This window comes from Mycolicibacterium sp. SMGY-1XX (assembly GCF_059132455.1).
The window spans coordinates 2607897-2628762 of record NZ_CP101139.1; the positions used below are offsets into that span (position 1 = coordinate 2607897).

The 20866-nt window shown below is 67.3% G+C and carries 22 protein-coding genes; 17 read left to right on the forward strand and 5 right to left on the reverse strand.

Annotated features, from left to right (window positions below; genetic code table 11):
- Positions 1 to 3 precede the first annotated feature (3 nt).
- Genes NL241_RS12805 through NL241_RS12815 form a run of 3 tightly spaced genes read left to right on the forward strand, consistent with a single transcriptional unit; the run spans position 4 to position 2855 of the window.
- Entirely contained in the window at positions 4 to 978 is a 975-nt protein-coding gene (locus NL241_RS12805; protein WP_487688847.1) for a class I SAM-dependent methyltransferase, read from the forward strand.
- A complete protein-coding gene (locus NL241_RS12810; RefSeq protein WP_494398300.1) occupies positions 936 to 2147 on the forward strand; it encodes a class I SAM-dependent methyltransferase in 1212 nt (403 codons plus the stop codon). The genes NL241_RS12805 and NL241_RS12810 overlap by 43 nt, the downstream gene beginning before the upstream one ends.
- An 18-nt stretch (positions 2148 to 2165) precedes the next feature.
- Positions 2166 to 2855: an esterase gene (locus NL241_RS12815; RefSeq protein ID WP_494397736.1), complete on the forward strand. Its 690-nt coding sequence runs from the start codon at positions 2166 to 2168 to the stop codon at positions 2853 to 2855.
- 27 nt (positions 2856 to 2882) lie between these two features.
- Here the strand turns inward: NL241_RS12815 and NL241_RS12820 are convergent, their stop codons facing one another.
- Positions 2883 to 4172 carry a BamB-related PQQ repeat family beta-propellar protein gene (locus NL241_RS12820; protein WP_494397737.1) on the reverse strand — a complete coding sequence of 430 codons (1290 nt, stop codon included), beginning with the start codon at positions 4170 to 4172 and terminating at the stop codon, positions 2883 to 2885.
- A gap of 85 nt (positions 4173 to 4257) precedes the next feature.
- Here NL241_RS12820 and NL241_RS12825 point away from each other — a divergent pair, with 85 nt between their 5' ends.
- Genes NL241_RS12825 through NL241_RS12840 form a run of 4 tightly spaced genes read left to right on the forward strand, consistent with a single transcriptional unit; the run spans position 4258 to position 6098 of the window.
- Complete coding sequence (locus NL241_RS12825; protein ID WP_494397738.1) at positions 4258 to 4995, forward strand: acyltransferase; 738 nt, start codon at positions 4258 to 4260, stop codon at positions 4993 to 4995.
- 13 nt (positions 4996 to 5008) lie between these two features.
- Positions 5009 to 5368 carry a YidH family protein gene (locus NL241_RS12830; protein WP_487688857.1) on the forward strand — a complete coding sequence of 120 codons (360 nt, stop codon included), beginning with the start codon at positions 5009 to 5011 and terminating at the stop codon, positions 5366 to 5368.
- Positions 5365 to 5682, forward strand: a complete 318-nt coding sequence (locus NL241_RS12835) for a DUF202 domain-containing protein (RefSeq protein ID WP_487688859.1) — start codon at positions 5365 to 5367, stop codon at positions 5680 to 5682. Before NL241_RS12830 ends, NL241_RS12835 begins: the two co-directional genes overlap by 4 nt.
- A complete protein-coding gene (locus NL241_RS12840; protein ID WP_487688861.1) occupies positions 5682 to 6098 on the forward strand; it encodes an EVE domain-containing protein in 417 nt (138 codons plus the stop codon). The genes NL241_RS12835 and NL241_RS12840 overlap by 1 nt, the downstream gene beginning before the upstream one ends.
- On the opposite strand, the gene NL241_RS12845 is transcribed toward NL241_RS12840, so the two are convergent.
- The 3 genes from NL241_RS12845 to NL241_RS12855 are packed head-to-tail and all read right to left on the reverse strand — an operon-like array spanning position 6084 to position 9669.
- Positions 6084 to 7310, reverse strand: a complete 1227-nt coding sequence (locus tag NL241_RS12845) for a glycosyltransferase family 4 protein (protein ID WP_494397739.1) — start codon at positions 7308 to 7310, stop codon at positions 6084 to 6086. The genes NL241_RS12840 and NL241_RS12845 overlap by 15 nt on opposite strands.
- Positions 7307 to 8860: a 1,4-alpha-glucan branching protein domain-containing protein gene (locus NL241_RS12850; protein WP_494397740.1), complete on the reverse strand. Its 1554-nt coding sequence runs from the start codon at positions 8858 to 8860 to the stop codon at positions 7307 to 7309. Before NL241_RS12850 ends, NL241_RS12845 begins: the two co-directional genes overlap by 4 nt.
- Positions 8857 to 9669, reverse strand: a complete 813-nt coding sequence (locus NL241_RS12855; protein WP_487688869.1) for a class I SAM-dependent methyltransferase — start codon at positions 9667 to 9669, stop codon at positions 8857 to 8859. The genes NL241_RS12850 and NL241_RS12855 overlap by 4 nt, the downstream gene beginning before the upstream one ends.
- A gap of 239 nt (positions 9670 to 9908) precedes the next feature.
- On the opposite strand from NL241_RS12855, the gene NL241_RS12860 reads away from it, so the two are divergent.
- From NL241_RS12860 to mnmA, 6 genes are all read left to right on the forward strand, one after another.
- On the forward strand, positions 9909 to 10700 hold the full coding sequence (locus tag NL241_RS12860) for an electron transfer flavoprotein subunit beta/FixA family protein (protein WP_487688872.1): 792 nt from the start codon (positions 9909 to 9911) through the stop codon (positions 10698 to 10700).
- A gap of 42 nt (positions 10701 to 10742) precedes the next feature.
- Entirely contained in the window at positions 10743 to 11699 is a 957-nt protein-coding gene (locus tag NL241_RS12865) for an electron transfer flavoprotein subunit alpha/FixB family protein (protein ID WP_487688875.1), read from the forward strand.
- A gap of 170 nt (positions 11700 to 11869) precedes the next feature.
- The gene (locus tag NL241_RS12870) at positions 11870 to 12691 is read left to right on the forward strand and encodes a GNAT family N-acetyltransferase (RefSeq protein ID WP_487688877.1); all 822 of its coding nucleotides are present in this window, start codon (positions 11870 to 11872) and stop codon (positions 12689 to 12691) included.
- Positions 12688 to 13524, forward strand: coding sequence for a lysophospholipid acyltransferase family protein (locus NL241_RS12875; RefSeq protein ID WP_487688880.1), 837 nt, complete (start codon positions 12688 to 12690; stop codon positions 13522 to 13524). Before NL241_RS12870 ends, NL241_RS12875 begins: the two co-directional genes overlap by 4 nt.
- Positions 13525 to 13580: 56 nt before the next feature.
- Positions 13581 to 14777: a cysteine desulfurase family protein gene (locus tag NL241_RS12880; RefSeq protein ID WP_494397741.1), complete on the forward strand. Its 1197-nt coding sequence runs from the start codon at positions 13581 to 13583 to the stop codon at positions 14775 to 14777.
- A complete protein-coding gene (gene mnmA, locus NL241_RS12885; protein ID WP_494397742.1) occupies positions 14777 to 15835 on the forward strand; it encodes a tRNA 2-thiouridine(34) synthase MnmA in 1059 nt (352 codons plus the stop codon). The genes NL241_RS12880 and mnmA overlap by 1 nt, the downstream gene beginning before the upstream one ends.
- Before the next feature lie 3 nt (positions 15836 to 15838).
- Here the strand turns inward: mnmA and NL241_RS12890 are convergent, their stop codons facing one another.
- A complete protein-coding gene (locus NL241_RS12890) occupies positions 15839 to 16501 on the reverse strand; it encodes a TetR/AcrR family transcriptional regulator (RefSeq protein ID WP_487688887.1) in 663 nt (220 codons plus the stop codon).
- A 271-nt stretch (positions 16502 to 16772) separates the two neighbouring features.
- Between NL241_RS12890 and NL241_RS12895 the strand changes: the two genes are divergently transcribed.
- From NL241_RS12895 to NL241_RS12910, 4 genes are read left to right on the forward strand one after another with little or no spacing between them, the layout of a single operon-like run.
- Positions 16773 to 17198 carry an MmpS family transport accessory protein gene (locus tag NL241_RS12895; RefSeq protein ID WP_487688889.1) on the forward strand — a complete coding sequence of 142 codons (426 nt, stop codon included), beginning with the start codon at positions 16773 to 16775 and terminating at the stop codon, positions 17196 to 17198.
- Complete coding sequence (locus NL241_RS12900; protein WP_487688891.1) at positions 17195 to 20089, forward strand: MMPL/RND family transporter; 2895 nt, start codon at positions 17195 to 17197, stop codon at positions 20087 to 20089. Before NL241_RS12895 ends, NL241_RS12900 begins: the two co-directional genes overlap by 4 nt.
- Positions 20086 to 20424 carry a DUF732 domain-containing protein gene (locus NL241_RS12905; RefSeq protein ID WP_487688894.1) on the forward strand — a complete coding sequence of 113 codons (339 nt, stop codon included), beginning with the start codon at positions 20086 to 20088 and terminating at the stop codon, positions 20422 to 20424. Before NL241_RS12900 ends, NL241_RS12905 begins: the two co-directional genes overlap by 4 nt.
- Positions 20421 to 20852 carry a DUF5078 domain-containing protein gene (locus tag NL241_RS12910; protein WP_494397743.1) on the forward strand — a complete coding sequence of 144 codons (432 nt, stop codon included), beginning with the start codon at positions 20421 to 20423 and terminating at the stop codon, positions 20850 to 20852. Before NL241_RS12905 ends, NL241_RS12910 begins: the two co-directional genes overlap by 4 nt.
- The last annotated feature ends 14 nt before the right edge of the window (positions 20853 to 20866 follow it).

Sequence of the window (20866 nt, forward strand, 5' to 3'; positions counted from 1 at the left end):
TGCATGACGAGCACGCACGAAAGCCCCGTCCCGAATCCGCACGCCACCGCGGAACAGGTCGAAGCCGCCCGCCACGACACCAAGCTGGCGCAGGTGCTGTACCACGACTGGGAAGCGGAGTCCTACGACGACAAGTGGTCGATTTCCTACGACCAGCGCTGTGTGGAGTACGCGCGTGGCCGCTTCGACGCCATCGTGCCCGAGGATGTGCAGCGTGAACTCCCGTACGACCGCGCCCTGGAACTCGGCTGCGGTACCGGCTTCTTCCTGCTCAATCTGATCCAGGCCGGGGTGGCCCGGCGCGGTTCGGTGACCGATCTTTCACCGGGCATGGTCAAGGTGGCCACCCGCAACGGCCAGTCACTCGGTCTGGACATCGACGGCCGGGTCGCCGATGCCGAAGGCATTCCCTACGAGGACAACACTTTCGACCTCGTGGTCGGCCACGCCGTCCTGCACCACATCCCCGACGTCGAGCTGTCGCTGCGTGAGGTCGTGCGCGTTCTCAAGCCGGGCGGGCGGTTCGTCTTCGCCGGCGAGCCCACCACGGTGGGCAACACCTACGCACGCCAGCTGTCCACCCTGACCTGGCGCGCGGCCACCAACATCACCAAACTGCCCGGGCTGTCCGGCTGGCGCCGGCCGCAGACCGAACTCGACGAGTCCTCGCGCGCTGCGGCGCTGGAAGCCGTGGTGGACCTCCACACCTTCGACCCCGCCGACCTGGAACGGATGGCGCGCAATGCCGGCGCCGTGGACGTCGAGACCGCCAGCGAGGAGTTCACCGCGGCGATGCTGGGCTGGCCCGTGCGGACGTTCGAGGCCGCGGTGCCGCCCGGCAAGCTGGGCTGGGGCTGGGCGAAGTTCGCATTCGGCAGCTGGACCACGTTGTCCTGGGTGGACGCCAACCTCTGGCGCAACGTCGTGCCCAAAGGCTGGTTCTACAACGTCATGGTCACCGGGGTGAAGCCGTCCTGAACTTCACCCTCGACGACGTCGGTTATCTGACGTCGGACGACGGTGCCGCCGCACTGGCCGAGGTGGATGAGCTCGCGCTGACCGACCTGGTGGCCGATGTCGCCGCGGTGCGCGCCCGCCACGGCGAACACACCCCCGCACTGGTCGAGACCATCCTTCTGCGGCGCCGCGCCCACGCCAAACTGGCGGGTACCGACGGGTGGTTGTTCACCGACGACGCCCTGCAGCAAGCCACCGCCACCACAGTGGCCCGGCACCGGTCGCGGCGGCTGACGGGGCGCGTGGTGCACGATGCGACCTGCTCCATCGGCACCGAGCTCGCCGCGCTCCGGGAAGTCACCGACGAACTCGTCGGCAGTGACATCGACCCGGTACGACTGGCGATGGCCCGGCACAATCTCGGACTGGGCGGCGCACCGCGCCCGCCGCTGTGCCGCGCCGACGCGTTGTATCCGATCACCACCGGCGCTGTCGTCGTCATCGATCCGGCGCGCCGCAGCGGAGGTGCGCGACGGTTCGATCCCACGGCCTACACCCCGCCGCTCGACCGGGTGCTGCAGGTGTACCGCGGCCGCGATCTGGTGGTGAAGTGTGCTCCGGGAATCCATTTCGCCGCCGTGGCCGAGCTCGGCTTCGAGGGCGAGATCGAGGTGACGTCGTTGGGCGGCTCGGTTCGGGAGGCCTGTCTGTGGTCGCCCGGACTGACGGAGCCCGGTATCCGTCGGCGGGCCACCGTGCTCGACACCGGCGAACAACTGACCGATGCCGACCCCGGCGAGTGCGGCGCAGCGGCAGCGGGGCGTTGGATCGTCGACCCCGATGGTGCCGTGGTGCGGGCGGGCCTGGTGCGCCAGTACGGGGCACGGCACCGGCTGTGGCAACTGGACCCTGACATCGCCTACCTCACCGGGGACGTCCTGCCGGAGGGAGTGCGCGGCTTCGAGGTGATCGACCAGCTGCCATTCACGGAAAAGAAGCTGCGCCAAGTGCTTTCCGCACTCGACTGCGGCACTCTGGAGATCCTGGTGCGCGGTGTCGGCGTCGACCCCGATGCGTTGCGCCGCCGGCTGAAGCCGCGAGGCGGGCAGGCCCTGTCGGTGGTGATCGCGCGCATCGGCGCGGGACACCTCAGCCGCGCCGTCGCATTCGTCTGCAGGCCGTCCCGCTAGCCACGTAACCTATGGGCGATGCGCACACTGGTAGCCGCCGCTGCGGCAGTGACGACGAGCCTTCTCTGGCCGGCGACCGCGTCGGCCGAGACGCCGCCGGTGTGCGCGCAATTCGGCGGCACACTCGCCGCCGAGCAGATGTGCGAGGTGCACCTCGCAGATCCCCGGTACATGCTCGACATGGTCTTCCCGGTGGACTATCCGGACGGTGCCGCACTGTCGGACTACCTGGCGCAGACTCGGGACGGGTTCGTCAATGTGGCCGAGATGCCGGGCAATTGGAATCTGCCGTACGCCCTGGACATCAAGTCCACCCGCTACAGCGCCGGCGCGGCGGGCGCCGGTACCCGGTCGGTGGTGCTGGAGGTGTACCAGAACGTGGGCGGCGCGCACCCCTCCACGTGGTTCAAGGCTTTCACCTACGACGACGCCGCCAAGGCGCCCCTCACCTTCGACACCCTGTTCGCGCCGGGAACCGAACCGCTGGAAGCCATCTATCCCATCGTGCTGCGCACGCTGGCGCAGCAGCTGGGGGAGCCGTCCATCACCCCGCTCGGTGATGGGCTGGACCCGCAGCACTACCAGAACTTCGCGATCACCGACGACGCGGTGCTGTTCTTCTTCGGGCAGGGCGAACTGCTGCCCGAGGCGGCCGGAGCGCTGCAGGCCAGCGTGCCGCGCAGCGCCATCCCGCCGCTGCAGCTCTGACGGAACCGTCCACGTCGGCCAGAGCGATCAGGCCGGAGCGAAGCTGTACACCTGGCCAGCACTGGTGGCCGCCACCACCCGGCGGTCGGCGCCGATCGACACACCCACCGGAAACCCTGTCGCCTCGGGCAACGGGTACCGATTGACACTGCGGCCGTCGGCGGGATCGAACACCAGCAGCGCCATGCCGGTGCCATCGCGCACCACGCTGTAGGCCACGTCGCCGGCGCGGCCCGCGGTGGTCAGGGGGGTCACCTCGTCGTCTCGCCACACCTGCTCGCCGCGGTCGCCCTCGTCGCGGACCGCAACCAGGGCGCTTTCGGGGCCGCCGCCGGCGATGATCAGCCCGTCCGGGCCCACCGTGGGCGGTGTCTGGGCCAGGAAACCAAGCGGCTGAGACCATTTCACGGTTCCATCGCCGGCATCGAGAGCCCACAGTTGCCGGTCACGGCCGTTGACGTAGACGGTGTTGCCGTCAGCGGACAACACCGGGGCTCCCAGCACTCCGTCGGTCACGGCGTCACTGGTCCACGCGCGGGCCAGCACCGGGCTCTGCCCGGGCTGGTAACGCAGGCCCACCAGTGTCGCCGCCGGAGCGCCCGGTTGCCAGAGCCCCAGCACGATCATCTGCGACGCCGGGGAGAAGGCCGGGGCCGTCGCGACCGGGCATTCCGGGCCGGACTGCGGGCAGTCGGTCAGACCGCGCTGGGAATCCGTCGGGTCCAGATCCGACACCAGGTCCACCGGATTGCCCTCCACCGAACCGCGATGCGCGTCGAACACCAGCACCTGGCCCAGATGGGTCGCGACCAGCAGCCGGCCGTCGCCCAGAAGCCTTGGCGTCTGCGGCATCCCGATCACCTGGCGGCGCCAGCGGATCCACTGCGTGGTGGGGTAGGAGACCATGACACCGGGCTGACCGACATAGAGGTTGGAAAACCCGTCGAACAGCGCACTGGTGAATCCGCCGCCGGGGAACAACCGTGTGCACCAGCGTTGCCGGCCGTTGTTGTCGTTCTCCCAGAGCATCAGCGTGCAGCCGGCGGGGCTTTCCGCGTTGGCCGCCAATTCACCGTTGGAGCCCAGGGCCACCGCGGCACCGAGCTCACCTTTGACCGATCGGGTCCAGCCGAACTCCAGATCCTGGGCGCCGGTGGTCGAGGTGTAGCTGCTGTTGGCGGAGTCGCTGTATTGGGCGGGCCAGCCGGCCCCGGGTGAGATGTCGACCCAGGAGTTCGTGTCACTGCAGCCCGTTGCGACCACCAGCGGCACGACGCCGAGCAGCGCTACCGCCAGCGTGGCGATTCGCCGGTGCAACCTGTTGTCCTCTCTTCCCAGTCATCCCCGAAAGCCCACCGAGGGTAACCCGAACCGGTTACGGCCTCGCGTAGGCTTTCCGGCCATGACGACCATGTGGGGAGCTCCGATCCACAAGCGCTGGCGCGGTTCGCGGCTGCGTGACCCACGTCAGGCCCGCTTTCTGACCCGGGCATCACTGAAATGGGTGCTGGCAAACCGGGCGTACACGCCGTGGTACCTGGTCCGTTACTGGCGGCTGTTGAAGTTCAAACTGGCCAATCCCCACATCATCACCCGCGGCATGGTCTTCCTGGGCAAAGGCGTCGAGATCCAGGCCACCCCGGAGATGTCGCAGATGGAGATCGGCCGGTGGGTGCACATCGGCGACAAGAACACCATCCGCTGCCATGAGGGTTCGCTGCGTATCGGCGACAAGGTGGTCCTGGGCCGCGACAACGTGATCAACACCTATCTCGACATCGAACTCGGCGATTCGGTCCTGATGGCCGATTGGTGCTACGTCTGCGATTTCGACCACAGGATGGACGACATCAACATCCCGATCAAGGACCAGGGCATCGTCAAGGGCCCGGTCCGGATCGGGCCGGACACCTGGGTCGCAGCGAAGGTCACCGTGCTGCGCGACACCTCGGTGGGCCGCGGCTGTGTGCTCGGCGCACACGCCGTCGTCAAGGGCGTCATCCCGGACCATTCGATCGCCGTGGGCGCGCCGGCGAAGGTGGTGAAGAACCGCAAGCTGGCCTGGGACACCTCGGCCGCGCAGCGGGCGGAACTGGCCGCCGCGCTGGCGGACATCGAACGCAAGAAAGCCGCGCGCTGACCGACGGAGGTAGATGGGCGACTCTGACGGCACCGGAACCGAACCCGACTATCGGTTCACCCTCGCCAACGAACGCACGTTCCTGGCGTGGCAGCGGACCGCGCTCGGGCTGCTCGCCGCGGCGGTGGCCGTCATCCAGTTCGTCAGCGAGCCGGCGATACCCGGCGGGCGCTACGCGCTCGGTTCGCTGCTGGCGGTGCTGGCGACGGTGACCGCCCTCTCCGGTCTGTGGCGGTGGAAACAGGTCGATCGCGCCATGCGGCACGGAACGGCCCTGCCCCCTCACCCGGTCCCGGTCTATCTGGCCGTCGGGCTCGGTGTCATCGCGCTGCTCGTGCTCGGCGTGGCTGTGGTGAAGCTGGTCTCGGGATGAGCGCCGTCGAGGCGGGGTTGCAGGCGCAGCGCACCTCGCTGGCGTGGACGCGCACCTCGCTCGCGGTGCTGGCCAACGGCGCGTTGCTGATGCTGCACGACATCGCCCACCATCGCGTGGGCTTCGGGTTGGCCGCGGCGGGCGTCGCAGCGGCCGTCGCCGCGCTGACGTACCTGATCGGGGTGCGTCGCCAGCGCATTCTGGCCAGACAGCCACTGCCGGTGGCCATCACCGCGCGCGTCGAGGTGGTGGCCGTCACCGCCGCGGTGGTCATCCTGATCGTGGTGTCGGTGGCGGCGCTGGTGGTCCCGTGATGCGCGTCAGCCCCGAGACGCTCGGTGCCTGGGTGATCAAGTGCAACCCGGCCAAGACCAACCTGACGCCCATGCTCAGATCCGGCTGGGCGACGTCGATGTGGTGTGTCGCCGACAACTACCGGTCACGGGTGATGGCGCCGGATCAGCGGGTGCTCTTCTGGGTGTCTGCGCACCCGAAGCGGGGAATCTGGGGTGCCGGCCGGATCACCACAGAGCCTGTGCTCGACGGCGGGACACTTCGGGTGACGACGTCCATTCCGCTGTTCGACGAGCCGGTCACCGCGGCGGAACTGAAGGCGATTGCCGGTCTGGAATCGATGGAAGTGTTCCGGGCGCCGCAGCAGTCCAACCCGTCGTGGGTCAGCCGCGACGAGTGGGCCATTCTGGAGCCGTTGCTCTCAGCGGCCCGGTAACGGCTGTTCGACGATGGTGCGCCGGGCATGCGGCTCGCGCTCCCGGCGTTTGGCGCCGAGGTAGACCTGCGCGGTCTCGGATGCCACCGTGGTCCACGAGAAATCGGAGGTCAGTCGGTCCCGCGCCGCGATCGCCTGCTGCTGGGCTGCGTCCGGATGGTCGAGCACCGTGCGTACCGCTGCGGCCAACGCGGTGATATCCCGCGGGGGACACGAGATCCCGGTTTGGCCGCTGAGCACCGCTTCGCCCAGCCCGCCGACATTCGATGTCACCAGCGGTGCCCCGGAGGCGGCCGCCTCCAGCGCCACGATGCCGAACGGTTCGTAGTGGCTGGGCAGTACCACCGCCGCGGCGCGGTGCAGCATGGCGAGCAGCTCTGAGTGATCAACGCGGCCAACGAAGTTCGTTGCCTTGAGCACCTTGTGCTTGCGTGCCTGCTCGCGCAGCCAGCCCAACTGGGTGCCCTCGCCGGCGATGGTCAACGTGGTGCCCGGGTGGGTGCGACGGATGCGCGGGAGTGCGGCGATCGCGTCATGCACGCCCTTCTCGTATTCCAGGCGTCCGACGAACAACAGTTCCGCCGGCCCGGTGCGCACCGGACGTGGAGCGAAAGGCCAACCGGCGGTGTCGATTCCGTTGCGGATGACGCGCACTTCGGAGAGGTCGGGACCGAACAGCTCGGTGATCTCGTCGCTCATCGACGCCGAGCACGTGATCAGCGAATCCGAATCGCGCACCAACCATGACTCCACCGCGTGCACCTGGCGGCTGATCGAGCCCGACACCCAGCCGGAGTGCCGGCCGGCCTCGGTGGCGTGGATGGTGGAAACCAGAGGTACATCGTGGAATTCGGCCAGCGCGATCGCGGGATGGGCCACCAGCCAGTCATGGGCGTGTACGACATCGGGCCGCCACTTGCCCAGTGTCAGCCCGGCGCGCAGCATCGAATGCCCCATCGCCAGCGTCCACGCCATCATGTCGGTGCCGAAGCTGAACTCGTGCGGATCCTGGGCCGCGGCCACCACGCGCACTCCCTCGGTGACCTCGTCGGTGGTGGGGTGGGTGCCCGGGTCGGTGCCCGTGGGACGGCGGCTGAGCACCACCACCTCGTGGCCGGCCGCCACCAACTCGGTGGCCAGGTGATGCACGTGCCGGCCCAATCCACCGATCACCACCGGCGGGTACTCCCACGACACCATCAGGATCTTCACGGAACCCGTCCAGGGAGGCGTCGTGCATCCAGGGCGCCGAACAGGCCGTCGGCGCGGTTCCAGTCCTGGGCCAGTCGGGTCGCCGCGTCACGGCGCCCGGAGGCCAGCGCACCGGCGATCTCACGGGTGGCGTGCGCGTGCAGGTGCGCGCGGTACCGGGCGTAATCGGCCGCGGAATCCTTACTGACCATGAAGGGCCAGTCACTGGAGACCGTCAGGAGGGTCTCCCGCAGGATCTGGTCGGCGATGAAGTCCCGGGCAGGCCGTGCTCCGGGCGCGGTGGCCTGCTCCAGGGCTTTGTCCACGGTGCTGAGGGCGGTGTCGACCACCTCGGTGTTGAGCTGCACCAGGTCGGCCACCTGTTCACCAGCCCACACCTGCCAGTCCTTACCCGAACCCCAAGAGCTGGGCGGCAATTCGACGGGGGCACCGACATAACCGGCGGCGTTGGCCTGGCTCAGGGTGCCGACCTGTACGCCGGCGGCAGGTAGGGCGCGCAGCACCCGCTCCAGCCAGAGTGGGCCTTCATACCACCAGTGGCCGAACAATTCGGTGTCGAAGGCGGCGACCACATGAGCCGGCCGGCCGATCCGTTCGCTCTCGGAGATCAGCCGGCGGCGCACGACGCCGACGAAGTCGTCGACGTGGGCGTCCACGGCGGCGTCAGCACGCTGCGGGTCATACGGTGCCTTCTGGTCCGAGGGCACGTTGCGTCCGGTGACGCGAGCGGGTTTGAGCCCGGTGGTGTGGTCGAAGGTGTGGAAGTCGCGGTAGGCGGCGTTGCCGGGGTAACCGGATTTCGGTGACCAGACCCGGTAGCTGACCTGCAGGTCGCGGCCGAACGCGACCACCGGCGACGCGCCGACGGGCCGGCCCAGTGCGGTGTCACCGTGCAGCGAGGGACCGTCGACCATGAAGTGCCCGACTCCCGCTGCCGCGTAACCCTCTTCCATCCCGGGGGCGTACGCGCATTCGGGCGCCCAGATCCCGGTGGGAGTGTGCGCGAAGCGCTGATGGGCGTCGGCCAGGCCTTCCCGCAGTGCGAACTCCCGCAACCGGGGGGTGAGCAGGGGCTGGAATGGATGCGCCAGCGGGCCGCCCAGCAATTCGACGGTGCCGGCGTCGATGAGACTCCGCAGCAACGGGCTCGCGCCGTGACGCCACTGCGTGTCGAAGTCGGCGAGCGCGCGCTCGGCTTCCTGGTACTCGCGAAAACCGAACTCCCGCAAGGCATCCTGACCGCGCAGGGTGGTGGCTTCCAGGGCGCGTCGCTGCCAGTTGGCCAGCCAGTGCTGCATGCCGTCGAGGCAGTAGGGATCGTCGAGCTGGGCGGTGACCACCGGTGTCAGGCCCAGCGTCACCAGCCCCTGACGGTCTTCGGCGGCCAGGGTGCGCAGGACCCGCAGCAGCGGCAGATAGGACGCCGCCCACGACTGGTAGAGCCATTCCTCGCCGACGGGCCAGCGCCCGTGGTGGGCCAGCCACGGCAGGTGCGTGTGCAGGACCAGGGTGAACAGCCCCGGAACCTCCGGCGGGTCGGGTCGGGTCACGGGCGCACCGCGATCGCCACCAGGTCCAGGCTGGCATCGATGTCGGCGGTTGCGGCCGGCAGCAGGTCGAAGTCGTCGGTGGTCACGGCCGCCACGTCGGCCAGCAGCTCGGCCGGCCACGGTGCGTCTGCCAGTGCCCGCTCGATCTGGGCGTCGATGATGGACCCCCCGTGTCTGGCGTCCAGCTCGCGGAGCCGGGCGCCATGGAAAACACCCCAGACGCCCTCGATGTCGAAGCCACCGGCCTCCAGCAGTTCGGTGAGTTCGCCGGCGTCGAGCTCTCGCGTGTGGAACGGGTTGATCGGAGTGTCGCGACCGGGGGAGAAGGTGATGCGGTTGGGCGTCGACATCATCAGCAGCCCGCCGGGTCGCAACACGCGCCGGCACTCGCCGACGAACTGTGACTGATCCCACAAATGTTCGATCACCTGGAAGTTGACCACAACGTCCACCGACTCGGCGTCCAGCGGCAGCTCGGCCAGATTGCCCTGCAGGGCGCGCACCCGGGGGTACCGGGCCCGAACATGGTTGACCGCGGACTCGTCGTAATCGACACCCACCACCGAGCGGGCCACGGTGGCGAGCAGGTCGGCTCCGTATCCCTCGCCGAAACCGGCTTCGAGCACGTCACGCCCTACGCACCGGTTGGTCAGCCGTTGGTAGACGACCTCGTGACGGCGGAACCAGTAGTTCTCGATGTCGAGGCCGGGCACGGTGCGTTCCCCGGTGAGGGCCAGGCCCTCATCCGGTGTGGAACCTGTTCCAGTTGCGGCGTTACGACCGGCGCCGTCGGTGACAAAGGAGCTCATTGGAAGGCAGGCTAACCCGAAGCCATGTCTTTCCCTAGCCTTCGCGGTTCGGCCAGAGGCGACGGGGGTAAGAATCCGCAGGACGACCCGCTATGGTGAACGAACGGACCACCATAAGTTACCGACTAGTAACATTGCGAGTGGGACGAACCCAGGCTGTAGGCAAGAGGCTCCTCGGCTCCGCCAGACTGCGAAGTCCGGCTGCGTTCGAGGCCCGTCAAGGAGGACGAAACAGAGTCATGACGAACATCGTGGTCCTGATCAAACAGGTCCCTGACACCTGGTCGGAGCGCAAGCTCTCGGAGGGTGACTGGACCCTTGACCGTGAAGCCGCCGACGCGGTGCTCGACGAGATCAACGAGCGCGCGGTCGAAGAGGCGCTGCTGATCAAGGAGAAAGAAGGCGGGGACAGCACTGTCACCGTGCTGACCGCCGGGCCCGAGCGGGCCACCGAGGCCATTCGCAAGGCGCTGTCGATGGGTGCCGACAAGGCCGTGCACGTCAAGGACGAGGGCCTGCACGGCTCCGACATGATCCAGACCGGGTGGGCGTTGGCCCGCGCGCTGGGCACCGTCGAAGGGGTGGAGCTCGTCATCGCCGGTAACGAGGCCACCGACGGGGTGGGCGGCGCGGTGCCGGCCATCATCGCCGAGTACCTGGGTCTGCCGCAGCTGACCCACGTGCGCAAGCTGACGGTCGAGGGTGGCAAGGTCACCGCCGAGCGGGAGACCGACGACGGGGTGTTCACCCTGGAGGCGACGCTGCCGGCCATCGTGAGTGTCAACGAGAAGATCAACGAGCCGCGCTTCCCGTCCTTCAAGGGCATCATGGCCGCCAAGAAGAAGGAAGTCACCACCCTGACGCTGGCCGAGATCGGTGTCGAGGCCGACGAGGTGGGTGTGGCGAATGCGGGTTCGTCGGTGCTGTCGGCCACGCCGAAGCCGCCGAAGACCGCGGGCGAGAAGATCACCGACGAAGGTGAGGGCGGTTCCAAGATCGCCGAGTACCTGGTTGGTCAGAAGCTCATCTAAGACACCCCCTTCCCCCGAGACACATAAGAGGCTCAAGAAAACATGGCTGAAGTACTTGTGCTCGTCGAGCACGCCGAAGGTGCCGTCAAGAAGGTCACCTCCGAATTGATCACCGCCGCCCGGGCATTGGGTGAACCGTCGGCCGTCGTGGTCGCCGCGCCCGGCACCACCGCGGGGCTGGCCGATGATCTGAAGGCGGCCGGTGCCGCCAAGATCTACGTCGCCGAATCCGACGAGGTGGAGCAGTTCCTGATCACCCCGCAGGTCGATGTGCTGGCCGCGCTGGTGGAGCAGGTCACCCCGGCGGGTGTGCTGCTGGCTGCCAATGCCGACGGCAAGGAGATCGCGGGCCGGTTGGCGGCGCGCATCGGCTCGGGTCTGTTGACCGACGTGGTCGAGGTGCACGAAGGCGGCAAGGGCATCCACTCGATCTTCGGTGGCGCGTTCACCGTCGAGGCCCAGGTCACCGGTGACACCCCGATCATCACGCTGCGTCCGGGTTCGGTGGACGCCGAGCCGGCCGATGGTGCCGGTGAGCAGGTCACCGTCGAGGTGCCCGCCGCGGCCGAGAATGCCACCAAGATCACCAAGCGTGAACCCGCGGTGGCTGGCGACCGTCCCGAGCTCACCGAAGCTTCGGTGGTGGTGGCCGGTGGCCGTGGTGTCGGTAGCGCCGAGAAGTTCAGTGTCGTAGAAGAGTTGGCGGACTCGCTGAATGGTGCGGTGGGCGCCTCGCGTGCGGCGGTGGACTCCGGTTACTACCCGGGTCAGTTCCAGGTGGGGCAGACCGGTAAGACGGTCTCGCCGCAGCTCTACATCGCCCTGGGTATCTCCGGTGCCATCCAGCACCGCGCCGGTATGCAGACCTCGAAGACCATCGTGGCGGTCAACAAGGACGAAGAGGCGCCGATCTTCGAGATCGCCGACCTGGGCATCGTGGGCGACCTGTTCAAGGTCACCCCGCAGCTCACCGAGGCCATCAAGAAGCGCAAGGGCTGACCGCCCGCTACACATTTCGAAGACCCCGGCGCACTCGGTGCGCCGGGGTCTTGTGTTCCCGACGTGTCCGGGTCCGCAAGGGGTGACGGCGATAACTCGTCACCTACCGTGCACAGACATGTCATGCAGAGATTGCCGTGACGCCCAACAGTTCAGCGACCGTGCTGGGTATGAGCACTGCTTCTGTACTCATCCCCGCTGATCAACCTCTTTCGTCAGCGGACACCCCGCGCTACACACTGCTGCTGTCCACCGACCCCGATCTGATCGATGCCGCTCAGCGGCTGCGTTATGACGTGTTCACCTCGGAACCCGGTTTCGCGCTGACCCGCACCGAGGACGCCGACCGGGATGCGGATCGTTTCGACGAGCACTGCGACCACCTGCTGGTCCGCGAAGACAACACCGGTGAACTGGTCGGCTGTTACCGCATGCTGCCGCCGCCGGGAGCCATCGCCGCCGGAGGCCTCTACACCGCAACGGAATTCGATGTCCGGGCCCTTGATCCGCTGCGGCCGTCACTGGTCGAGATGGGCCGAGCCGTGGTCCGGGCCGATCACCGCAACGGTGCGGTGGTGCTGTTGATGTGGGCGGGCATCCTGGCTTACCTGGATCGCAGCGGCTACGACTATGTGACGGGCTGCGTTTCGGTACCCACCCACGGTGAGGGTGCGCCCGGCAGCCACGTCCGCGGGGTCCGCGATTTCGTGGCCCGGCGCCACGCCGCGCCGGCCGAATACACCGTGCGGCCCTACCGGCCGGTGGTGCTCGACGGCAGGACACTCGACGACATCGAACCGCCCGCCCGCCCGACGGTGCCGGCGCTGATGCGTGGTTACCTGCGCCTGGGGGCACAGGTGTGTGGCGAGCCGGCCCACGATCCCGAATTCGGGGTGGGCGACTTCCCGGCCCTGCTCGACAAGCGCAACGCCGACACCCGGTACCTGAAGCGACTGCGATCGATGTCCGCCGCCGAAGGGGCGGTGTCATGAGCAACGAACATGCGTGGCTGCCGCGGGCCTCGTGTGACGAGAGCTGCATGAGTGCCGGCGCCGCCGACGCAGGCCGACGCACGGTGGTGGCGCTGCGCACCACCTTGCGGGTGATGCTGACGCTGGTACTCATCCCGGCGCTGCCGCTGCTGGCGGTCCCGATGCCGGGCCGGTCACATCTGCAACGCGGGTATTGCCGGTTGGTGCTGCGCTGCCTCGGGGTGCGGATCACGGTCTCAGGAGGCCCGATCCGGAATCTGCGCGGCGTGCTGGTGGTCAGCCCGCACGTGTCCTGGGTCGACATCTTCTCCATCGGCGCCGTCATGCCGGGGTCGTTCGTCGCGCGTGCCGACCTCATCGACTGGCCCGCTCTCGGCCGGTTGGCGCGGCTGATGAAGGTGATCCCGATCGAGCGCGCGAGTCTGCGCCGCCTGCCCGACGTGGTGGCCGCCATCGCGGCCCGGCTGCGCGCCGGCCACACCGTGGTCGCCTTCCCCGAGGGCACCACCTTCTGCGGGTTGGCCTACGGAGTGTTCAAGCCCGCGATGTTCCAGGCGGCCATCGACGCCGGCCGGCCTGTGCAACCGCTCCGGCTCAGCTACCACCATCGCGACGGGCGCACGTCGACGGTGCCTGCGTTCATCGGCGATGACACCCTGCTCGGCTCGATTCGCCGCCTCATCGTGGCGCGACGCACCGTCGTCCACGTCCACGTGGAGTCCCTGCAGCTGCCCGTCGGCGACCGCCGGGCCCTGGCCGCACGGTGCGAAACCGCGGTGCGGGGCGGCGGGTCGCGGCCGGACACTGCGCACCGGCACGCGCTGGCCGCCTGAGCCGGGTCTGCGCGGCTGTCAAGGTCGACCTGTCCGGCAGCTATCCTGGACAGGTCATGAGCCCCGCCAAGCCGGTCTATCTCGATCACGCCGCCACCACCCCGATGCACCCTGCTGCCGTCGAGGCCATGACGGCTGTGTTGAGCACCGTCGGTAACGCGTCGTCGCTGCACACATCCGGCCGCACCGCACGCCGGCGGCTGGAGGAGGCGCGCGAATCCCTGGCCGCGTCGGTGGGTGCCCGTCCCTCCGAGGTGATCTTCACCTCCGGCGGCACGGAAAGCGACAACCTGGCGATCAAGGGCATCTACTGGGCGCGCCACGACGCCGAGCCGCAGCGCCGCCGGATCATCACCACGGCTGTCGAACACCACGCCGTGCTCGATGCCGTGGAATGGCTGACCGAGCACGAGGGCGCTCTGGTGACTTTCCTGCCCACCGAGGCCGACGGATCCGTCACGCCCGCGGCCTTGCGCGCCGTGCTCGAAGAGCATGGTTCCGAGGTGGCGCTGGTCAGCATCATGTGGGCCAACAACGAGGTGGGCACGCTCTTCGCGATCGCCGAGCTGGCTGCCGTGGCGGCCGAGTTCGACATCCCGATGCACAGCGACGCGGTCCAGGCCATCGGTCAGGTGCCGGTGAGCTTCGCCGATAGCGGGCTGGCGGCCATGAGCGTGACCGCACACAAGTTCGGCGGGCCCATCGGTGTGGGGGCCCTGCTGCTGCGCCGGGACACCGCCTGTGTGCCGCTGACCCATGGCGGAGGTCAGGAGCGTGACGTGCGTTCCGGCACGGCCGACGTCGCCGGTGCGGTTGCCATGGCCACCGCAGCCAAGGTGGCCGTCGAGTCGATGGACGCCAACAGCGCGCGCCTGCGCCGACTGCGTGACCGGTTGATCGAGGGTGTGTTCGAGGTGATCGACGATGTGGTGCTCAACGGTGCGCGCGAATCGCGGTTGCCGGGTAATGCGCATTTCACGTTCCGTGGTTGCGAAGGTGACTCACTGTTGATGTTGTTGGACGCCAAGGGAATCGAGTGCTCCACGGGCTCGGCGTGTACCGCCGGTGTGGCGCAGGCCTCGCATGTGCTGATCGCGATGGGGGCCGACCCCGAAACCGCGCGCGGATCCATCCGGCTCTCACTCGGGCACACCAGCGTCGAGGCTGATGTCGATGCCGCGTTGGAGGTGTTGCCCGCCGCGGTGGAGCGGGCTCGCCAAGCTGCGTTGGCTGCCTCAGGGCAGGTGCGCTGATGCGGGTTCTCGCAGCGATGAGCGGCGGTGTCGATTCCTCGGTGGCCGCCGCCCGGATGGTCGACGCCGGACACGACGTGGTGGGGGTTCATCTGGCGCTGTCTTCGGCGCCCGGCACACTGCGTACCGGGTCCAGGGGATGCTGCTCCAAGGAAGACGCCTCGGACGCGCGGCGCGTGGCAGATGTGCTCGGAATTCCGTTCTATGTCTGGGATTTCGCAGACAAGTTCAAAGAAGATGTGATCGACGACTTCGTCGAGGCCTATGCCCGCGGTGAGACGCCGAATCCCTGTGTGCGCTGCAATGAGCGCATCAAGTTCTCGGCGCTGTCGGCGCGGGCGCTGGCACTGGGATTCGACGTGGTGGCCACCGGTCACTACGCCCAGCTGTCGGACGGCCGGCTGCGTCGCGCCGTCGACGCGGACAAAGACCAGTCCTACGTGCTGGCGGTGTTGACCGCTGAGCAATTGCGGCACGCCGCGTTCCCGGTGGGGGACACACCCAAGCCGCAGATTCGCGAAGAGGCGGCCCGGCGCGGGCTGCTAGTGGCGGAAAAGCCGGACAGCCATGACATCTGCTTCATTCCGTCCGGTAACACCCAGGCCTTTCTCGGGGCCCGGATCGGTGTGCGCCGTGGCTCGGTGGTCGATTCCAGTGGTGCAGTGCTGGCTGAACACGATGGCGTGCACGGTTTCACGGTCGGGCAACGCAAGGGCCTAGGGATCGCCGGGCCCGGCCCCGACGGCCGGCCCCGCTACGTCACCTCGATCGACGCGGCCACCGGCACCGTCCGCGTCGGCGACGCCGCCGAACTCGAAGTCTGGGAACTCACGGGAGTAGACCCGGTTTTCACCTCGGGCACCGCGTTCACCGGGCCCGTCGAGTGTGAGGTTCAGGTGCGCGCACACGGCGGTATCGCCCCCGTGGTGGCGGAGGTGGTGGATGGCCGCCTTCAGCTGCGGTTGCGCTCTGCGCTGCGTGGTGTGGCGCCCGGGCAGACGATGGTGCTCTACCGGGACGGCGATGAAGTGCTCGCCAGCGCCACCATCACCCGCTGATCGTCACAGGCCGGCGGGCTGCCAGCCGTGCATCGCGGTGTCCAACTGGTCCGGGTTGAGCGCGTCGACCGGGAGTCGTTGCTGGCCACGGTGGCAGCGGATGCCTGCCAGCAGTATTCCGGTGTAGCGGCGCCACAGGTCCGCGTCGATCTCGCCGGCGAACTCGGTGACCGCGCCCGCCAGTAGCCCGAAGATCGGCATGTCGGTCGACGACAGCTCCGGTCGTACGTAACCGTCCCGGATGGCTCGATCCACCAGCTCTGACACCCGCGGTGCCAGCCGGTCACGTGCGCAGTCAACGGTCTCACCGCATTTGGCTCTGCTGAAAGCGATCTCACGAACCCCGCGGTTGGTCGCGGTGACCTGACACAGCTGGATCACGAACCACTCGAGGCCGTCCCAGGAGTCCGGCGCGGTCAGTGCCGTGTCGGCGAGCGCGACGAGTTCGTTGATGCTGTCTTCGAAGATGGCCGCGAACAGCGCCTCTTTGCTGGGGAAGCGCCGATACACCGTGCCGACACCGAGGCCGGCGTGGTGGGCCACCTCGTTGAGCGTGGCTTCCAGGCCGCGCGTAGCGCACAATTCCCGCGCGGCCTCGATGATGCGGCGTCGGTTGCGCTCGGCATCCTTGCGGAGGCTCGATGCCTCCAGATCCCCAGCAGTCATGACGCCGAGTGTACGGACGCCGAACCCGTTCTTGCCCAGGCTGCGCGAGGTTTGTCAAACACAGGGCCCAGATTAGTGATGTGCCTTACGAAATCGCTATAACTGGATTGACTCTATCCACTTGCAGGCTTAGATTTCCCTGAGATCGCATGCCGACTGGTGGCTCGCGGCGTCCCTCACCGAAAGGCACGACCTTGCCTGTAATCGTCGCGTGCGCTCTTCCGGCCGCGAAACCCTTGCGCGGCAACGCCGATCACAGGGAATGGTCCCGATGATCACGGTGGTCAAGCGGGTGTGGCTGCCCGTCTTGGTGGTGGCCGCGGTGGCGATCGGCGCGGTGGCGGTCTCGAATCTCCGTTCGGTCTTCGGCTCGGACGGCGCCATCGTGACCTCGGTGGACGCGGACACCGCCGAGAACTTCAACCCCAAGGTCGTCACCTACGAGGTGTTCGGCACCGGCTCCACCGCGACCATCAACTACGCCGACCTCGACGGCAAGCCGCAGCGCACCGGCCAGGTGAGTCTGCCCTGGTCCCTGACCCTGGAGACGACGCTGCCGTCGGTGATGCCGAACATCATGGCCCAGGGTGACGGTCAATCCATCAGCTGCCGCGTCACCGTCGATGACGAGGTGAAAGACGAAAGGACGGCTGACGGGATGAACGCCGCCACCTACTGCCTGGTGAAGGCAGCATGACAACCATTTCAGACGACGCGCCGACCAGCCCCATGCCGCCGGCGCGACACGCGGCGGTCCGCCGTCCGAAGCTGCCGCGCTTCATCCGGATGTTCGCAGTGCCCATCGTGCTGGCGTGGATCGCCGTAGTCGCGCTGCTCAACACGGTGGTGCCGCAGCTCGAAGAGGTCGGCAAGCTGCGCGCGGTGTCCATGAGCCCCAACGACGCACCGTCGCTCATCGCGACGAAGCACGTCGGCGAGAAATTCCAGGAGTACGACACCAGCAGCTCGGTGATGATCGTCGTCGAAGGCGACGAACCGCTGGGACCGGACGCGCACACCTACTACGACAACATCGTTGCCGAACTCAACGCCGACACCACCCACGTCCAGCACGTCATGGACTTCTGGGGCGACACCCTGACCGCGGCCGGCGCCCAGAGCATCGACGGCAAGGCCGCCTACGTGCAGGTCTACATCGCCGGTGACCAGGGTGAGGCGCTGGCCAACGAGTCGGTGCAGGCGGTACGCGACATCGTTGACAGCAACGAGGCTCCATCCGGTGTGAAGGCATACGTCACCGGACCCGCGGCACTGACCACCGACCAGAACATCGTCGGTGACGCCAGCATGAAAACCATTGAGGGCGTGACCATCGCGATCATCATCGTGATGCTGCTGATCATCTACCGGTCCTTTGTCACGATGCTCGTCACCATGGCGATGGTGTTCATCGGGCTGTTGTCGGCCCGCGGCATCGTGTCATTCCTGGGTTTCTACGAGGTGTTCGGCCTCACCACCTTCGCCACCAGCATGGTGGTGACGCTGGCGATCGCCGCGGCCACCGACTATGCGATCTTCCTGATCGGCCGATACCAAGAGGCCCGCCGATCAGGGATGGACCGCGAATCCGCCTACTACGACATGTTTCACGGCACTGCCCACGTGGTGCTCGCCTCGGGCATGACGATCGCCGGTGCCACGCTGTGTCTGCACTTCACCCGGTTGCCGTACTTCCAGAGCATGGGGATTCCGCTGGCGGTCGGTATGACGATCGTGGTCGCGGCGGCACTCACGCTGGGACCGGCCCTGATCTCGATCGTGACCCGGTTCGGAAAGGTGCTGGAGCCCAAGGGGAATGCCCGTGCCCGCGGTTGGCGCAGGCTCGGTGCGGCGACGGTCCGCTGGCCCGGCGCCATCCTGGTGATGGCCACCGTGCTGTGCATGGTGGGTCTGCTGGCCCTGCCCGGCTACCACACCACCTACAACGACCGGATTTATCTGCCCGACGACGTGCCCGCCAACGTGGGTTACGCCGCAGCCGACCGGCATTTCTCCGATGCCAAGATGAATCCCGATCTGCTGATGGTGGAAGCCGATCACGACATGCGTAACCCCGCCGACTTCCTGGTGATCGAGAAGATCGCCAAGGCGCTGGTCCGGGTGCACGGAATCGCCTCGGTCACCACCATCACCCGGCCGGACGGCAAACCGATCAAACACGCCTCGATCGCGTACACGGTCAGCCAGAGCGGCACCGGACAGCTGATGAACAACGACTTCCAGCAGACCGTGCTGGAGAACACCCTGCAGCAGGCCAATGAGATGCAGGTGACCATCGACTCGATGACCAAGATGCAGAGCATCACCCTCGAGCTGGCCGACGTCACCCGCCGGATGGCCGACAAGATGCAGGACACGTCGACCAACCTCAACGACGTGCGCGATCATCTGGCCGATTTCGACGACCAGTTCCGGCCGCTGCGCAACTACTTCTATTGGGAGCCGCACTGCTTCAACATTCCGATGTGTTGGTCGCTGCGCTCGATCTTCGAGAGCCTCGACGGCATCGGCACCATGTCCGAGGACTTCACCGAACTGGTTCCCGACATCGAGCGGATGGCCCAGCTGACGCCCCAGATGGCGGCCCTGATGCCGGCGATGATCCAGACGATGAAGAATCAGAAGCAGATCATGCTGAATCAGTATCAAGCGCAGAAGATGCAGCAGGACCAGAACATCGCCATGCAGGAAGACAACACGGCGATGGGCGAGGCGTACGACACCGCCCGTAACGACGACACCTTCTACCTGCCGCCGGAGGCCTTCGAGACCGCCGACTTCCAGCGCGGTATGAAGCTCATGATGTCGCCGGACGGAAAAGCGGTGCGCTTCACCGTGTTCCACCAGGGTGATCCATTGACCGAGGACGGCACCGAGCGCATCGAGCCGATGCGCATCGCGGCCGCGGACGCCATCAAGGGCACGCCGCTGGAGGGCTCCACCATCTACGTCGGCGGCAGTGCGGCGACGTACAAGGACATGCAACAGGGCGCCGACTACGACCTGCTCATCGCTGCGGTGGCCTCGCTGATCCTGATCTTCCTGATCATGGTGATCCTGACCCGGGCTGTGGCGGCCGCCGCCGTCATCGTCGGAACTGTGGTGCTGAGCTTGGGAACGTCCTTCGGTCTTTCGGTGCTGCTGTGGCAGCACATCGTCGGAATCCCGTTGGGCTGGATGGTGCTACCGATGTCGGTGATCGTGCTGCTCGCCGTCGGCGCGGACTACAACCTGCTGCTGGTGTCGCGGATGAAGGAAGAGATCCACGCCGGGCTGAACACCGGAATCATCCGGTCGATGGCCGGCACCGGACAAGTGGTGACCGCAGCGGGATTCGTGTTCGCGTTCACCATGATCGGCATGCTCGTCAGCGACATGATCGTGATCGGTCAGGTGGGCAGCACCATCGGCCTGGGCCTGCTGTTCGACACCCTGGTCGTGCGCTCACTCATGACGCCCTCCATCGCGGCACTGATGGGGCGGTGGTTCTGGTGGCCGTTGCATGTTCGTCCCCGCCCGAAACCGCAGCCATGGCCCAAGCGTGAATTGGTGGAGACCGCATCATGATTCGCACTATGACGGTGGCGGTGTTCGCCGCGTTGGCTCTCGCGTTCGCCCCGGTGGCTGCCGCCGATCCGGATGAGGCGTTCGCCGATCAGTTACACGGGTTCGGAATCTACGGGCAGAAGGATTTCAACGCCTGGATCGGCAAGCTGATGTGCAAGCGCCTGCGCAACGGCCACGACGCGGACGCGTTCGCCTCGGCGAAGTTCGTCCACGATCAGTTGCAGAAGGGCAGCACCACTGATCAGGCCTGGCAGTTCGTCGGTGCCGGCATTCCGATCTACTGCCCGGATCAACTGTTCGTGCTACAAGCCGCCGCCGATCGGAGTGAACGATGAAGCGTCTTCTGGTGGTCGTCGTGGCCGCGTTGTCGGTAGTCCTGGCTGCCCCGGCTTCTGCGGATGCCACCGATGAGTACCCGATCCCGAGTCGGATGCTGAAGACCACCTGCACGGTGGATCAGTACATGGCCGCGGTGCGGGATACCAATCCGGTGTACTACGAGCGCTACATCATCGACTACAACAACAAGTCCCCCGATGTGCAGAAGTGGGCCCGCGACCGCATCACCTGGTTCTTCTCGATGGATTACGCGGGGCGGCGGGCGTATTCGGAGGAGACCGCCACCAATGCGTTCTACGAGACGTTGGCCTGGAACTGGCCCAACTGGGCCAAGCTGTTCTTCAACAACAAGGGCGTCGTCGCGCACGGCACCGATGTGTGCATGACCTACCCGCCGGTGGATCCGACCGTCTGGACCTGGTAGTCGGTCATTTGTGC

What these genes read in the sequence shown, in the direction of transcription:
- NL241_RS12870 (WP_487688877.1), top strand. Translation starts at nt 11,870, where the DNA reads ATGAGCACTGCTTCTGTACTCATCCCCGCTGATCAACCTCTTTCGTCA.
- NL241_RS12865 (WP_487688875.1), top strand. Translation starts at nt 10,743, where the DNA reads ATGGCTGAAGTACTTGTGCTCGTCGAGCACGCCGAAGGTGCCGTCAAG.
- NL241_RS12890 (WP_487688887.1), bottom strand. Translation starts at nt 16,501, where the DNA reads ATGACTGCTGGGGATCTGGAGGCATCGAGCCTCCGCAAGGATGCCGAG.
- NL241_RS12875 (WP_487688880.1), top strand. Translation starts at nt 12,688, where the DNA reads ATGAGCAACGAACATGCGTGGCTGCCGCGGGCCTCGTGTGACGAGAGC.
- NL241_RS12895 (WP_487688889.1), top strand. Translation starts at nt 16,773, where the DNA reads ATGATCACGGTGGTCAAGCGGGTGTGGCTGCCCGTCTTGGTGGTGGCC.
- NL241_RS12855 (WP_487688869.1), bottom strand. Translation starts at nt 9,669, where the DNA reads ATGAGCTCCTTTGTCACCGACGGCGCCGGTCGTAACGCCGCAACTGGA.
- NL241_RS12900 (WP_487688891.1), top strand. Translation starts at nt 17,195, where the DNA reads ATGACAACCATTTCAGACGACGCGCCGACCAGCCCCATGCCGCCGGCG.
- NL241_RS12910 (WP_494397743.1), top strand. Translation starts at nt 20,421, where the DNA reads ATGAAGCGTCTTCTGGTGGTCGTCGTGGCCGCGTTGTCGGTAGTCCTG.
- mnmA (WP_494397742.1), top strand. Translation starts at nt 14,777, where the DNA reads ATGCGGGTTCTCGCAGCGATGAGCGGCGGTGTCGATTCCTCGGTGGCC.
- NL241_RS12835 (WP_487688859.1), top strand. Translation starts at nt 5,365, where the DNA reads ATGAGCGCCGTCGAGGCGGGGTTGCAGGCGCAGCGCACCTCGCTGGCG.
- NL241_RS12840 (WP_487688861.1), top strand. Translation starts at nt 5,682, where the DNA reads ATGCGCGTCAGCCCCGAGACGCTCGGTGCCTGGGTGATCAAGTGCAAC.
- NL241_RS12905 (WP_487688894.1), top strand. Translation starts at nt 20,086, where the DNA reads ATGATTCGCACTATGACGGTGGCGGTGTTCGCCGCGTTGGCTCTCGCG.
- NL241_RS12830 (WP_487688857.1), top strand. Translation starts at nt 5,009, where the DNA reads ATGGGCGACTCTGACGGCACCGGAACCGAACCCGACTATCGGTTCACC.
- NL241_RS12815 (WP_494397736.1), top strand. Translation starts at nt 2,166, where the DNA reads ATGCGCACACTGGTAGCCGCCGCTGCGGCAGTGACGACGAGCCTTCTC.
- NL241_RS12825 (WP_494397738.1), top strand. Translation starts at nt 4,258, where the DNA reads ATGACGACCATGTGGGGAGCTCCGATCCACAAGCGCTGGCGCGGTTCG.
- NL241_RS12860 (WP_487688872.1), top strand. Translation starts at nt 9,909, where the DNA reads ATGACGAACATCGTGGTCCTGATCAAACAGGTCCCTGACACCTGGTCG.
- NL241_RS12805 (WP_487688847.1), top strand. Translation starts at nt 4, where the DNA reads ATGACGAGCACGCACGAAAGCCCCGTCCCGAATCCGCACGCCACCGCG.
- NL241_RS12880 (WP_494397741.1), top strand. Translation starts at nt 13,581, where the DNA reads ATGAGCCCCGCCAAGCCGGTCTATCTCGATCACGCCGCCACCACCCCG.